At 39.5% G+C, this 15,005-nt stretch carries 12 protein-coding genes and 1 pseudogene; all 13 read left to right on the top strand.

Annotated elements, in window-relative coordinates:
* The first annotated feature begins 5 nt into the window (after positions 1-5).
* The gene (locus B9T62_RS17150; protein ID WP_087916380.1) at positions 6-812 is read left to right on the top strand and encodes a histidinol-phosphatase HisJ family protein; all 807 of its coding nucleotides are present in this window, start codon (positions 6-8) and stop codon (positions 810-812) included.
* Between the two features lie 190 nt (positions 813-1,002).
* A complete protein-coding gene (locus tag B9T62_RS17145; protein WP_087916379.1) occupies positions 1,003-2,328 on the top strand; it encodes a sensor histidine kinase in 1,326 nt (441 codons plus the stop codon).
* Complete coding sequence (locus B9T62_RS17140; protein WP_087916378.1) at positions 2,325-3,062, top strand: response regulator transcription factor; 738 nt, start codon at positions 2,325-2,327, stop codon at positions 3,060-3,062. The genes B9T62_RS17145 and B9T62_RS17140 overlap by 4 nt, the downstream gene beginning before the upstream one ends.
* A 211-nt stretch (positions 3,063-3,273) precedes the next feature.
* Complete coding sequence (locus tag B9T62_RS17135) at positions 3,274-4,188, top strand: ABC transporter ATP-binding protein (RefSeq protein ID WP_087916377.1); 915 nt, start codon at positions 3,274-3,276, stop codon at positions 4,186-4,188.
* 1 nt (position 4,189) lies between these two features.
* On the top strand, positions 4,190-4,894 hold the full coding sequence (locus tag B9T62_RS17130) for an ABC transporter permease (RefSeq protein WP_087916376.1): 705 nt from the start codon (positions 4,190-4,192) through the stop codon (positions 4,892-4,894).
* Positions 4,895-4,897: 3 nt separating this feature from the next.
* Positions 4,898-5,770 (top strand): DUF4097 family beta strand repeat-containing protein, encoded by an 873-nt coding sequence (locus B9T62_RS17125; protein WP_087916375.1) that lies wholly within the window; start codon positions 4,898-4,900, stop codon positions 5,768-5,770.
* A gap of 177 nt (positions 5,771-5,947) precedes the next feature.
* Entirely contained in the window at positions 5,948-6,724 is a 777-nt protein-coding gene (locus B9T62_RS17120; protein ID WP_087916374.1) for a GNAT family N-acetyltransferase, read from the top strand.
* 93 nt (positions 6,725-6,817) lie between these two features.
* Positions 6,818-8,130, top strand: a pseudogene (locus B9T62_RS17115) (IS4 family transposase).
* A 155-nt stretch (positions 8,131-8,285) separates the two neighbouring features.
* Positions 8,286-9,692 (top strand): Wadjet anti-phage system protein JetA family protein, encoded by a 1,407-nt coding sequence (locus tag B9T62_RS17110; protein ID WP_087916373.1) that lies wholly within the window; start codon positions 8,286-8,288, stop codon positions 9,690-9,692.
* Positions 9,682-10,323: a DUF4194 domain-containing protein gene (locus tag B9T62_RS17105; protein ID WP_087916372.1), complete on the top strand. Its 642-nt coding sequence runs from the start codon at positions 9,682-9,684 to the stop codon at positions 10,321-10,323. Before B9T62_RS17110 ends, B9T62_RS17105 begins: the two co-directional genes overlap by 11 nt.
* A 2-nt stretch (positions 10,324-10,325) precedes the next feature.
* Positions 10,326-10,901 carry an ATP-binding protein gene (locus B9T62_RS17100; RefSeq protein ID WP_087916371.1) on the top strand — a complete coding sequence of 192 codons (576 nt, stop codon included), beginning with the start codon at positions 10,326-10,328 and terminating at the stop codon, positions 10,899-10,901.
* A gap of 92 nt (positions 10,902-10,993) precedes the next feature.
* Positions 10,994-13,726: an SbcC/MukB-like Walker B domain-containing protein gene (locus B9T62_RS17095; RefSeq protein WP_169834399.1), complete on the top strand. Its 2,733-nt coding sequence runs from the start codon at positions 10,994-10,996 to the stop codon at positions 13,724-13,726.
* Complete coding sequence (locus tag B9T62_RS17090; RefSeq protein WP_087916369.1) at positions 13,719-14,990, top strand: Wadjet anti-phage system protein JetD domain-containing protein; 1,272 nt, start codon at positions 13,719-13,721, stop codon at positions 14,988-14,990. Before B9T62_RS17095 ends, B9T62_RS17090 begins: the two co-directional genes overlap by 8 nt.
* Positions 14,991-15,005 lie beyond the last annotated feature (15 nt).

Below are 15,005 nucleotides of genomic sequence, written 5' to 3'. Positions count from 1 at the left end.
GAACAATGGCAATACCCAATCTAATAATCGATCAGCATGTGCATTCCTCCTATTCGCCTGACTCCAGCTCAACTCTGGAGGAGCTTGTGCGATATGCACTTGCGCTGGGGAAACCGGCTGTCGTTACGACAGACCATTTAGAATATGATTGCAAATATTTCAAGCAGGATGTTCATATTGATTGGAATAGTTACGATAGAGAAGTCGTGGAACTGGCGAAGCGTTACCCTTTGGAGATTCGCAAAGGTATTGAAGTCGGCTTTCGAAGCGATTATAAAGACGCCATAAACAAATATTTGGCTCAGCACGAGTTTGACGTAATTTTACTTTCTGCTCACAATGATGGCAACCTAGACTTTTCGGAGAAGGCTTATCATGATCTTCCCATGCAGCAACGGCTTAGGCATTATTTTAAGCACGTAAGAGAGGCCGTTGACCAGATGGACAATTATGATATCGTGGCCCATTTGGATTATGTGACGAGATATACTACTTACCCGGTTGTTGAACAAGATTTGGTGGCATGCAAGCCTATTTTGTATGATATTTTGAAGCTCATTATCGAGAAGGGAAAGGTGCTTGAGCTGAATACAACCGGACTATATCGGCAAGGCTGGATTCATCCACACCCGTATATTCTCAACATGTATGTGAATTTAGGCGGCAGAGCGGTATCTATTGGCTCGGATGCCCATCAAGCGGGAGATGTGCAGCAAGGATTTGCTGAAGCGATAGAATTGCTCCAGAACGTAGGTATCCATGAGGTAGTACAATATAAGAGAAGAACGCCTTATATGGTGCCGATATCTTGAGCGTAGAATGGCATTAAAGGTTTGAAAAGCCCGCACTCGGCCGATCTGGTTCGATTGAGGGCTTTTGGCTTAGATGATCACTGTTGTTGTTAAAAAGAGTTTAATGATAGACTGAAAAGTGTCCTTAATCCGATTAGTGAATGAATGGGGAATGTTTATTCTTTTCACATGAAGACCGGTGGTGCAAAAAATGATTAATTTAATTATGAGTATTCAAATACTAAGCTTCTTTTTAATTTTTCAATCCATTTCACGCTATCACTTTACAATCAAAGAAATAACGGCTTGGCTAGCGATATTTTTAATGATTGGATTTGTCTCTACATATTTTATTGGAGTATGGGGCGCGATTACGCTATTTTTCTGTTTTGTGGGCATATCCTACTTTAAAAATCATAGAACGTTTACCGCTTTAGGTTTTTATTACGGAGCCTATGCCTTGGTAATGAACTCATTTATCGGTTATCTCGCAGCAGATCCGATTACAGGTTTGGTTGAATTTATCTTCAAACAATCATCAGCGAATATTGATTATCTTCCGTATCTATTTACAGCTATGGCACCGCCCATTATCAATGAAATCGGTCTTAGGTTAGTACGGCACTATGTTCCGCAGCTCAACAAAGAAATCCTGCAGGAATCCAGCAAAGTAATTCTTTTTCCAGTGATCGTGCTTTTAATCATCATTATCATCTCGGTATATCCGATTTTAACTATTGGAAATAAATCCGGTGAATTCAGCTCTTTTCATAGAACATTACTTGTAGGAATGTGGCTGTTATTTATCATCGCTTTGCTGTATATGCAATTTCAATACAGTCATATTCAAAAAAGAGAAATTGAAAAATCTAAAAGTGAGCAATTGGTGCAACTTAAGGATTATGCAACACAGCTTGAAAAAATATACGATGAATTCAGAGGTTTTCGTCATGACTATGCCAACATCCTGTTGACTTTGGAGGAAGGGATTTATCGGGAGGATTGGGAGCAAGTCAAACAAGTATTTGAACAAACGGTTAAGCCGACCGGGCAATTAATGCGTAAGAATGAGTACAGCTTTGTCAAGCTGCGAAACCTGCATATATCAGAGGTCAAAAGTATCCTGGCTGCCAAAATTATAATGGCCCAGCAAATGAAAATTGATGTTGCATTAGAAATTGAAGAGCCCATTCATTTGATTCAGATGGAATTGATTTCTTTTACCCGGATTTTCTCCATTCTTTTGGATAATGCGATTGAAGCAGCGGCTAAGACAGATGAAGCTAAGATTTGGATTGTGCTATTAGAAGACTCTGCCGTTCAACGAATCAAAATTCAAAATAGCAGTGGAGAGAAGGTCAGTTTACGACGACTGGGGGAGCGGGGATATTCGTCAAAAGGCAAGGGGCGTGGCGTGGGGCTATTTAACGTGCAACAAATGCTAAAAGAAAATAACTTCGCGTCACTAGAAACGGAGTCCCAATCCGCCTTATTTTCCCAAACGCTTATTTTAAGAAAGACTGGAGAACGGAAATGAACATATTCATATTAGAGGATAACCTTATCCAGCAGCAACGGTTGGAACGAATCATTAAAGAATTGTCGTTAAAGCATCAGATTCGTTACCGGAGTTTATTTTCAACCGCAAAACCGGATCATTTATTATCGCATATTGAAAATGTGGCCGATCATCAATTGTATTTTCTTGATTTGGAGATCAAACATGAGGAGCATAAAGGACTGACTGTCGCTCAGGAAATAAGAAAGAAAGATCCCTATGGCACGATTGTATTTGTGACCACGCATTCCGAGCTTGCGCCGATAACGTTTGAATATCGTGTGGCTGCTTTAGATTTTATTGAAAAAGAATTACAAGAAGAAGAATTTATTCGAAAAGTTGAAGATTGTCTATTGATTGCCAATTCGCTAAGGACCATTCCGGTGAGTCCCGATAACTTTTCTTTTGAGAATAAATACACCAGCTTTCAATTACCTTTTTCTGATATTCTTTATTTTGAAACTATGGAAATCGCACATAAAATCAGATTAATTACTAAGTCTAAGGTTCTTGATTTTTATGCTGAATTAAATGAAATTGCAGATTATGATGAACGCCTGTTCCGCTGTCATCGAGCGTTTGTAGTGAACTTAGCGAATATTAGATCCATTGATAAAAAGAACAAATTAATTATGTTTGATCATAATGAAAGTTGTCCGGTTTCAAGAAGACTGCAAAAGGAAACCATTGAAAAGATGAAAGCTTTAAAATGAAAAAAATATCTTACTTAAATATGAATTCTTAATATGAAGTGCTGGAAGCTATTTCTAAAATGGCTGCTGGCACTTCTTTTTCTTTAAAAAAAGTACCGTTTATGAAGGTTAAAGGACGGTTGGCGATCTTACCATCTTGAACTGAGTAGAAATGCCTTATGCTGGGAACGTAGCAGGAAGATTGAGCACACCACATAAGGAGCGAGAAACCATGGAAACAATGATCCAAATCAATCACTTGTCAAAAGCTTATAAAGGAAACAACATTGTTTCAAATGTAACCATGCATATTGAAAAAGGTGAAATTTACGGGTTCTTAGGACCGAATGGTGCGGGGAAAACAACAATCATGAAAATGATTCTAAATTTGGTGAAGCCAACATCAGGCGAGATTGTTGTGCTGAATCAACCGGTATTACAAACCTCTTTTCAATACTTGCAGCATATAGGCAGCATCATTGAATATCCTGTTTTTTATGACCGTGTAACAGCTGCTGACAACCTAAAGTATCATTGTGATTATACCCGATATGATGGTGAGGATCGTATTCAAGAAGTTTTGGAGACGGTTGGCTTAAAAGGCGTGGGAAACAAAAAAGTACATGAGTTTTCTCTTGGAATGAAACAGCGCCTGGGAATTGCCAGAGCCATTCTTACCAAGCCGGGAATTTTGATTCTTGATGAGCCGATTAACGGATTGGACCCTGTGGGGATTAAAGATATCCGTATGCTTTTATTGGAGCTAAAGAATGACTATGGTATGACAATTCTAATCTCCAGTCATATCGTTTCAGAGATTGAATCCATTGCGGATACGATCGGAATCATTAATAATGGACAATTAATAAAGGAAGTTAAGATGAGTGAAATCAAAAGAGAAAATGTTGAATATCTAGAAATAAAAGTGACTGATAGTAAGCAGGCTTCACTTGTGCTGGAGAGAAAATTGAACATTCATGACTATGAAGTGATGGATCTGGAAACCATCCGGGTCTATCAACAAGATGTATCTCAATCGGTCATAAATAAAGAGCTGGTGCTAAATGATATCGTTGTAAATCGCATCGAAACACAACAAAGCAACTTAGAAGAATATTTCCTGAATCTTATTAATGGAGGCAAATAACATGTTCAGATTAATGAAAATCGAATGGAAGAGAAATAATCTGGCGGGATACGGCATAAGAGCTGTGGTTTGTATGGTTATTATTTTTGGAATGGTAGCAGGAATGGCTTTAATGTCCAATGCTCAGGATGAACCAATGTTTTTAGATTTCACAGCCTTTATGTCACTGGCTAACATCTTTATTCGCATTACCTTTGTTGTTTTTTCAGGCATTATTATTTCCAGACTTGTGATTGATGAATATAAGAATAAAACCATTCAATTGTTATTTACTTATCCTCTGCAACGAAAAAAAGTGATTCAAGCAAAGCTAATGATTGTGATTGGCTTCTGTTTCTTCAGTGTAGTGATTTCCACCTTCATCATTGAAGTATTGACAGTGTTATTAAATCCGACAGTCCATTTCTTCGAAACAACTGCTACAAAGGAAGATGTGTTGGCTACCTTTCCAGCAATCCTTATTGCTTCAGTAATGACAGCTGGCTTAAGTCTTATTCCATTGTCTTTCGGGATGCGTAAAAAATCTACTGCCACAACAATTACTAGTTCAGTAATCTTAGGGATTCTGCTAAATTCTATGGTTTCTGATGGGAGCAGTTCTGTATCTATGTTTCAATTTATCGGCGTACCTATTGTTTTCTGCATGTTAGGTTTGGCCGTAGCTTATCTATCCTATCGTAAAATTGACAGAACGGATGTTGCATAAACCATGAAAACAAATAAGTGGATATGGATATCGATGGCGGTTGTCCTGGTGGTTATCCTTGTCATTGGCTTGCAAGATGGATCTCAAGATTTTGAGCTAACAGAAGACATCCCGGCGAAAGAAGTCCAGAGCATTGAGATTAATAATGATTCATGGGATCTTGTAGTGAGGGAATCAGCAGACAATCAAGTCCATGTAGACATTGAGGGGAATCAGACGGACAAGAAGAAAGCTCCTGTTGTAGTGACGCGTAAATCTAATAACTTAGTTATACAACAAGATAAGCAAATTGGCGGGGCCTTCTCAGCTTTTTCTTTTCATAAAGAGGGAACGATCAAAGTCTTAATTCCCAAAAATACAGTAGAACAAGTCAGAATGGTCAACAATGAAGGAGATATCAATATTAGAACGTTGGCAACCCATAATTTAATCGTTGAAAATAAAGCAGGCAGTGTGAATTTCAATCAAGTTGAAGCAGATTCGGGGGATTTAAATCTAATAGAAGGGGACCTGCATGTAAAGGATAGCTCATTTGATAGAATAGACGTAGCCGCCAGGGGGAATGACCTTTATTTTAAAAATGTAACCAGTTCTGTTATGAATCTTTATTCTAAAAGTGGCGAAATCGTTCTGAACGGGGTGGAGGAAAAAGGTGAAATGAGAGTGGAAACAAAAACTGGGGATATCCAAGTGAATTATCAAACAGCGCCATCCAGCTTGAAAGTAGCAGTGGAAAATGCTAAAGGTGATACAACGGTTCACTTGGCAAATCTCTCAACCACGGAGAAAACAGACGAGGATGTAGATGGAATCATTGGTACCGGTAAGAATTCCTTATATGTCAAAAGTTATTCAGGAAGCATTGGTGTTAAGTAGAATTGCTTGCAGCGATGAGGTCGGGGGGCCAAAAGATTAGCAAATGAATGATCCAAGGTTAATTTCTATAAATGTCTCTTGAGTATCCCGCTCCAGATTTAGTCTGTGTTATTCTGTGTTATAATGATTCCGGGATTTGTAGGAAATTGTTTGCATATTGAGAAACGGAGATTTGTTATGCCTATAAATAAGAAGATTATGGAATGCGAAATTGAATATACCAAATGCTTCTCTGAGTTTTTTGAAAATCAGAATATCGTTAGATTTCGTGATCATCAATTGAATGACATGTACTATCACAATTACACATACATAAAAGAATCAATCGACGAGCTTGATCTAAGCCGCATGATACAAGATGAAATTACATTGCGGTTAGCTGAAGAATGCAATTATTGCAATATTATTACAAATTTTGTGATCAACAGTTCTGTGCTGTCTACTCTTCGATATAAGCCGGAAATATCAAAAAACGGATACTATTCTTTTGATATTTCTCATTTCCCAAGACTCAATGCTGTATCTGATTGCATCATGAAGAAAGTTGACAATCAAGAAATGATATATAATCTTTTATTTAGTGACTTGCAGCATGATGAGGGAACTCTTGGAAAAGATTTTTGCATAAGAAGATGTTACAGACGTGGCGAAGTATATGTTTCTGATCAAGGTGTCAACTCTTATCTTTGCTACCATAACGGTGATATCGTAGGGAATTGCGATTTGTTTATTTATAATGGCGTTGCAAAAATCGAAGATTTTTCTGTTATCCCCAAATATCAACGTAAGGGATATGGTACAACGATATTGAAATCCTTAATTGCTATTGCAATACAAGAGAATTGCGAATCGATTTATCTGGTTACCGATGAAGACGATACTGCTAAAGAAATGTATCTAAAAATCGGATTCAATAAAATTGGGGAAAGAACCGATTTATTTTTTAAGCTTTAATAATCGTCGGAACTGCGGCTTTCAGTCGAGATCCTATTTATCTCTCCCTTACTCAAGGATTGCAAAAGGAAATTATAACTCAAGTACTCTCTCATGATACAAAATAACCGTATGTTTGCACAACTCCCTATAAGCTTGGAATATACTTTCCGTGATATGAAGTTCGGCACACATCTTCGAAAGGTAGGCATTACTAAAGGAGATAGCTTTTCTTGCCTTCACGGTGTTTCGTGTACTTTTTCTGCTGGTGTTTCAGCAAAAAAACTGGGTTCGTCTTCTTCAGGGTGCAGGAGCCGATGCTCCTTTTAGCAAGGATGTCATTTACCGATTTTTGAATCATCCATGCTACGCATGGAGAGCGTTCTTGCTCTCTTTGAGTGCAGCCGTTGTGACTCGGATCGATCCGCTCACTTCAAAAGCGGGTGCGTGCGTTTATTTTGGATGACTCCACCTACAGCCGTAACCGTAGCAAAGCGGTGGAACTGCTTGCTCGGGTGAAGGACCATACCACCGGTCGCTTTGTCCGTGGCTTCCGCATGCTGATGCTCGGCTGGTCGGACGGTCATTCCTTTGTTCCCGTTGACTTTGCTTTGCTGAGCTCCGCTCATTCGAAAAGTCGATATTGCGAGATGACGGCAACCTTGGATCGGCGAACCCATGGGTATAAGCGCCGGAAGGAAGCCCTTTTGGACCATGCACTCGATGCGGAGATACAGGCCGATTACGTCCTCATGGATACATGGTTTACCCGGGCGCCATTAATCGAAGAAATCCATCGTAAGGGTTTGTTCGTCATTGGTCTCGTGAAAGATTTGAAGCAGCGTTACCGCTATGCTGACGGCCTGGCAAGCCTCAGTCAGTTGCACAGCATCTGCCGTAAGACACAAAAACGAGGGGATATTTTAGGCAGTGTCTATGCCCAACTTCCCTGTGGTATTCCACTCAAAATCGTCTTCGTTGAAAATCGAAACCACCGTAGTGAATGGCTGGCCGTGCTTAGCACCGACGGTATGCTCAGTGATGAAGAAATCGTGCGCATTTACGGGATTCGCTGGAAAATTGAACAGTTTTTCAAAGTCACCAAGTCCTATTTACAGTTGGCCAAAGAATTCCAAGGCCGCTCTTACGACATGATGATTAGCCACACCACCATTGTGTTTTCCCGTTATTTGCTGCTGGAATGGGAATCACGCCAGGCCACCGATCCACGAAGTCTGGGTGAACTGTTCTTTTGGCTTTGTGATGAAGTCAAATTGTTGGATTTCTCTTCGGCTTTGCAGTTCCTGTGGTTGCTTTTTCAAAAATTGGTTTCGCGTTCGGTTTCCGTGCGGCAAGCTCGGTGTCAAGTGCAGGACTGGATTGCTACTTTACCTTTTTATATCAAGGCGTGTAAATCAATTATTTAATGAAACTTCTGCTGGTCTTTTAGCAGGAGTTTTTTGTTTGAAGTATAAGAACAATATTCGTCATATTCTTCCAACTCATAGTATAATATGACTATATTAAAGGACCTATTGCAACCAAATGAATTATTATTCCAAATGGATTGGCAGGTGGATACGTGAGCATTTTTGACACAATTCCCGAAAATTTTTTCTCTGTGCTGGCATCGGGAAACAAAGAAATATATGTTGATGCGCTCATGCTGCTGCATCAGATGTTCAAGTATGAACTTAATATTCGGGTAGACGATTATATCTCGTCTTTGATAGCCCAAATTGAGGATAAGTCCTTTATGCTCGAAGAAGATGACGAAGTAACCGAAGTCAGCTTAACACCTAATGTTAAGGCGCGTTTGATATTGAACCGCCTGGTTAAAACGGGATGGGTAGATAAGGAGTTTCTGGATGGCTCATTTATTGAAATTATTACTCCACGTGATTATGCCATTAAAGTAATGAAGCTCTTGAGTGAACTAAGTGATCAAACCCTGCACGAGTATAACTCCCTCGTATTCGCGACTTATTCTGGTCTCAAGCAAGCTAAAAATGAACATCAAGGGCAAATGTATGAGGCAGTATTGTCGGCAAAGACAAACACGGAGCAACTTACTTACGAGCTAAAAAGGCTTTATCATGGAATTCGCAGTTATTTGCGGCGAATACAGGAGCAGAGCGAAGTGAATGTGCTGCTAAAAAATCATTTTGAAGAATATAAAAGGATGTCCGACAGTATTTATCATCCGATCAAAACAATGGATTCTATTCATCGCTATATGGTACCCATTCAGGAGATCCTGACAGATATTCTTGCGGATGAAGAGCTCATGGATGGCATGCGATCAAGAGCCATGACGATACGAAAATATGAGAATGACGATGAGGCGGGGCAGGAGATCATATCTTCAATTGATTATGTTTTGGATGTATACCAGTCAATTGGAGGAATTGTGAATGAAATTGATAGAAAGCACAGCACATACACAAAAAGCTCTATTGAAAAAATCCAATACCTGATGACTGCAGACCAAAGTATCAAGGGAAAACTGGTTGAGCTGTTGAAAGCATACTCAAATTCCTCAGATACCAAGCGCAGTGTAATCGTTGAAATGCTTGAACAGCATATTCGAGTCAATCGACAAGAATTTATTGATGGAAAATCTCTCTATCACAAAAATGTACGCAGTAGGCGTGTCTATTCTGAACCGCTGGAAATCACAGATGATAATACGTTTTCTAATGCGGCTATGACCGGAATGCTACAACAAATCAAAATTGGATATCCCGTGGCAAGAATTCGGAAATATGTGAACAGTCTTTTTAAAGAAAATGAATCTTCTATTAGTAGTGAGACAATATCGATTAATAACGATGAGGACTTTATACTTCTGATACTGGCTATGGTTCGCGCTAATGAACGAGGCATGGATTACAAGGTGCAAATAAACAATGGTCGACTTGATAGAAATGGTTACATAATTCCTAATATGACGATCAGCAAAAGAGAGGTGAGGCACTATGTGGAATGAGCAGTATATAGGACTTACTACTTATGAGAAAGGCGAGTTCAAACGTTTGGCGAATTATCTATTATCTCATACATATATGGTGCGATATGAGTATCAGCCATCACAGCAAATGACTTTGCCAAACTACGACTATCAGATAGCTTCACGTCTATTTGGCATTTTGCATGATTATTTTGCGATCACTGGCTGGCGTCTTGAAAAAGATGATAATTACGGAATTATGTCCTTAATAAATATATTTGACCATAATCGCTTGAGAATCGATCGATTCACTACATTGTTTTTATATACATGCCGTCTCATATACGAAGAAGAGCGAGAACAAGCAAATAGCTTCCATACGGTTAAAACAGATACCCAAGCAGTTGTTGAAAAAATGCGAATGCTTGGACTTCTTGATAAGGGGAAAACAACGCAAAAAGAACGTATTGAGGCTCAAAGAACGCTTGCTCATCATAATATTATTCAAAAAATGGAATCCTCTGCATGGAACAATGAAGGTAATCAAATTCTCATTCTTCCATCTATCTTATCTATTATTTCCAATCAAGGGATCAACGATATGATAACAGAATTAGATGAGCTTCGTGTAGATGACGACACTAGCACAGCTGGAGAACAGGAGGATTAGAAATGAAGCGGATGACAAGACTCTTACTGATTCACTGGCACTACTTTGTCCATGAGGTTATTGAGTTAAATAAAGTGAATTTTCTGACCGGAAAAAATGCCTCAGGGAAGTCGACAGTTATGGATGCTCTGCAATTGTTACTGCTTGCCGATACTAGCGGTAGCTTCTTCAACAAGGCTGCCAGTGGACGAGGTAATCGAACCTTAAGTGGATATTTACGCGGTGAACTAGGTGACGATGAGGATTTTGGTTTTAAATATCTGCGCAATGGACGATTTACAAGCTATATTGCTTTAGAGTTCTTTGATGAGGAGAAAGGGAAATATTTTACCGCAGGGTGTTGTTTTGATACTTATTCGGAAAACGATTTGCAAAAGTTATTTTTTCGATTTGACGGAGCCATGCCGTCAAATGAGTTTGTTATTAATAGAAAGCCGATGGATATTGCAATTTTGAGGGCATATATCAAGGAACACTATTCTATAGGAAGTAGTTATACTACCGATGTAAACCGGGATTTCAGACAGGATTTATATGGGAAACTTGGGGCTTACGTGATCGCTTCGGTCAGTTATTGAGGAAAGCTGTTTCGTTTAATCCCGATGTCGACATACAAAAGTTTATCTCGGAATTTGTCTGCGATACCCAACAAACAGTTGATGTCAGTCGTATGCAGGAAAATATTAGAAGCTATAAAAGTCTGGAGCAAGAGGCTGATGTGCTTAAGGATCGAATCGCGTTGCTTGAGCGCATTGTTACGGATCATCAAACCTTTGAAACCCACAGGCAAAATGAAATTCTATATTCCTTTTTGGTTGACCGCGCACGAGTAGATATCAAATTGACTACTAGTGCAGGCGAAAAAGATAAAGCAACCGATTACTCCGCCCAGCTAACTATTTTGAACGATACCTTAGCAAAGGAAACAGAGCGACAGAGTAAACTGCAGGATGAGCGTAATATCATGCAAGCCAACCTGCTTAGTAACAAGGAAGCACTAATTTTAGAGAATCTTCAGTCGCAAATCTCTGAGAAGAAGCAACTAATAACTACGCTTCACGGGAATTTCAGTAGGACTTCTGCATTACTTTCAAAAAGCATTGCTTCATGGAGGATAAACATTAATGGATTTATTCAGAAAATTCAAGGGACTGATACTAGCTCTCTTGATCCGATATTGACGACTCGTGTTCATGACTTGATTGCTGACGGGCAACAGCTTTATGCCAAGCTTGAAACACTCGGATATACCGATGCAGCATCCATTTTAGCAGTTGGGGAGAGCGGGCTTATTTATTATGCAACCAGTGCGGATGCTATACGAATGCAGTGCAGTGCACTTCTTTCACGATTCTCTGAAGAGCAGCAGAAGGTTGCCGATAATCGTAAAGGATTGCTGACGGAGCAGGAGTCCCTTGAAAGTGGTGTCTACCGCTTTCCACAGGATGTACTTGATCTCAAAGAAGCTGTTATGGGGCGTTTGCATACTAAAACTGGTTCATCGGTTAAGGTGGTAGTAGTGGCGGAAGCAGCTGAACTCAGGGACAAACGCTGGCGTAATGTTATTGAAGGATATCTTAATACACAAAAATTCTATTTAATCGTTCCACCTGAGCACTTTGACATTGCTCTTCGTGTTTATGATGATATCAAGAGACAACGAAGCATCTATAATACTGGTATTGTGGATATTGAAAAACTTCAGAGAATAAATCCTATAGCAGAACCCGGAAGCCTAGCGGAAGAACTTGTAACTGATAATCCCAATGTGAGATTATTTTTAGATTTTACACTTGGTCGTGTGAAGAAATGTGACCGCGTCGGTGATTTGCGCCGGCATCGAACAGCAATTACAGACGATGGAATGTTATACCAGAATTTTGTTGTAAGAGCGATGAATCCAGATAGATGGGCGAAGCCCGCCATTGGCCAAGGTGCGATACGGCAACGGTTGGAAGATGTAAAAAGAGAGATTAAAGAGTTAACCGATATAATAGCTGTTTGTGCATCTGTAAAGAATGCCTTCCAATCGGGAAATACTTTAATGATACTAAGTGAATCGGACGCTACACAGACAGTTACGGCAGCGGAAAACGTTGGACAGATTCCAGCAATAGAACAAGAAGTCATTCTGCTGAACAAAAATGTAGAGTCTGTTGATAAAAGTGCTGTTGAAGCAATACGAGAGCGCATCGAATCATTAGATCAACAACTGAGGACTCTTTATAAGCAGATTGACGAACAAAAAAACGAATGCATTACCATCAAAGAACGATTGCGAGTATGTCTTGAGGAAACAATTCCAAGGATTTCCAAAGAGCTGGAAATGATGGGATTTGAGCTTTCTGAAAAATACGAAGCTGAATGGCTCCAGAACACAGGAAATACAAGATATCAACGTGAGATTTTGAGTAGAGGTAATGCCGTTGACATTGAACGAGCATTTCCGAGAGAACTTAGCCGCTCAATAAACTCTAAAACTTCTTCGTGGGATGGGGTGCGGAATTTACGCCGCCAATATAATGATAAGTATATTATGGGATATGACATTGAAGCCGTCAGTAATGGTACCTATGATAACGCATGGATTGAGCTTAGTGATATTAAACTTCCAGAATATTTGATTAGTATCGCAGATGCTCGAAGTAAAGCTTTTGAGCAGTTTCAGGAGGATTTTTTAAGCCGTCTGCAATACAATATAAAGGATGCAAGACGACAGATCGACGGATTAAACAGCGCATTAAGCGGTAGTTCCTTTGGCGAGGATACATATCGATTTCTGATTATTCCAAAACAGGAATATAAACGATATTATGATATGATCGTAGATCCAATGCTGCTGGAAGGCGGGTATAATCTTTTGTCTGATCAGTTTAATGCAAAATACAAGGATGAGATTGCAGAACTGTTTGCAATTATTACGAATGAAGGAACCGGATCAAAAGCACAGGAACGCGATGATTATGATAAACGAGTACAAGCTTTTACGGATTATCGCACTTACCTATCCTTCGATTTAGAGGTCATTAACCGCGAGGGAGAATCACAAAGACTCTCTAAAACACTTGGAAAAAAATCTGGTGGCGAAACTCAGACGCCATTTTATATTGCAGTATTAGCATCGTTTGCACAATTGTATCGCATTGGCCGGGACAAGACAGCTAATACATCTCGTATTATCCTGTTTGATGAAGCATTTTCCAAGATGGATGGCGAGCGCATTGTGCGAAGTGTTGAACTGTTACGTGAGTTTAACTTTCAAGTGGTACTTTCTGCGCCACCCGATAAAATTGGGGATATTGCTACTCTTGTAGATAGGAATCTATGCGTGTTACGTGTAGGAAAGCGGGCATGCGTGCGTAGTTTTGACCCTAGGAAGTTGGAGGAGCTTGATTATGAGTGAAGGATTTAAGCGCCAATTAGTTTCAGCTTTACTTGATAAATATGAGCGTAGCAGCTTTTTTTACAAGGAAAAACGTCCGACTCGTCGAATTATGCTGAAATTATATGATGGAGGGCAAACAGAGTTCCCACAGTATGATATAGAGCAATATGAAAAGCGCATTGTGATAAATTTTGCAGTACAGGCCTTGTATGAGGCGCAACTGGTATCATATCGGTGGATGAAGGGTGAAGAAAATCACATCATAGCAGAGGTATGGCTGAATTTTGAGAATATCTCCTCTGCGTACTCCTTGATTGGGCGGCAACCAAAAGGTGATGTGGTGGATGAGGTTTATTTAGAACTGTTGAAATCAATAGATAAAGTTCGTAGCGGATGGGCAAAACAGTTTCTGAGAGATACATATGACATCATTTCTAGAAAACGATCTATTGGAAACAGATTACCAGTTGATAGAAACGAGCGTAGTGATCTCCTTAGTGCAATATGTTTTATTGATCAAATGGGTGAGTTAGAAATGCTTGAGCGTGTATTTTCGCTTCAATGTTTCGGAGATTCAAAGAGATTCGAGAAGGCGATAAGAGCACGGCTGCTTGGCATATTGTCCAAATATCTAGATTATGAAGATGATAATACTGATGAGGAGCTTCTTAGACAAGTAGGTATTACGAAGTATCCAGAACAATTGGAGTTTTGTGGGCAAGTTACAATGTTATTTGATAGTGGTATAGTTGACTTTTCACAATTGATTTTTGGAGGCGTTGTAAATTCGAAAGATTTTCAACGCGGGCAGCTAAAAACATCTCCAACAATAAACCGTGTAATCTCAATAGAAAATCGGGCGAATTATATAGACTATATTCATAAGCAAAAAAATGAACATGAAATGGTTGTGTTCCATGGAGGGCAATTCAGCCCCACTAAGCGGAAATTTTTGCTTGCAGTAGCGGCTTCCATGTCCAGCACTAGTAAATGGTATCACTGGGGAGATATCGATTATGGCGGATTTACTATGCTGGCAAGATTAAGAAGGGAAATCAATTGTAATGTCATTCCGTACCGTATGGATAAATCCGAATTAATAAGATATTCCTCTTTAACGGCGTCAGTGGAGTCGAATTATATTGAAAAACTGTGCAACTTGAAGAGACACAGCGAGCTTGCCGACTGTTCCCCCTGCATTGACTATATGATTGAAAATCATGTCAAACTGGAACAGGAAGCTATGTTAACAGACTCGTTAAATAATTTGATATCTTTATAACTCAACTTATGACCA

Source organism: Paenibacillus donghaensis (assembly GCF_002192415.1).
In the GTDB taxonomy this organism is placed as follows: Bacteria; Bacillota; Bacilli; order Paenibacillales; family Paenibacillaceae; genus Paenibacillus_AQ; species Paenibacillus_AQ donghaensis.
The sequence above is the reverse complement of the archived record's forward strand: the minus strand, read 5'-3'. Positions and strand labels throughout refer to the sequence as shown.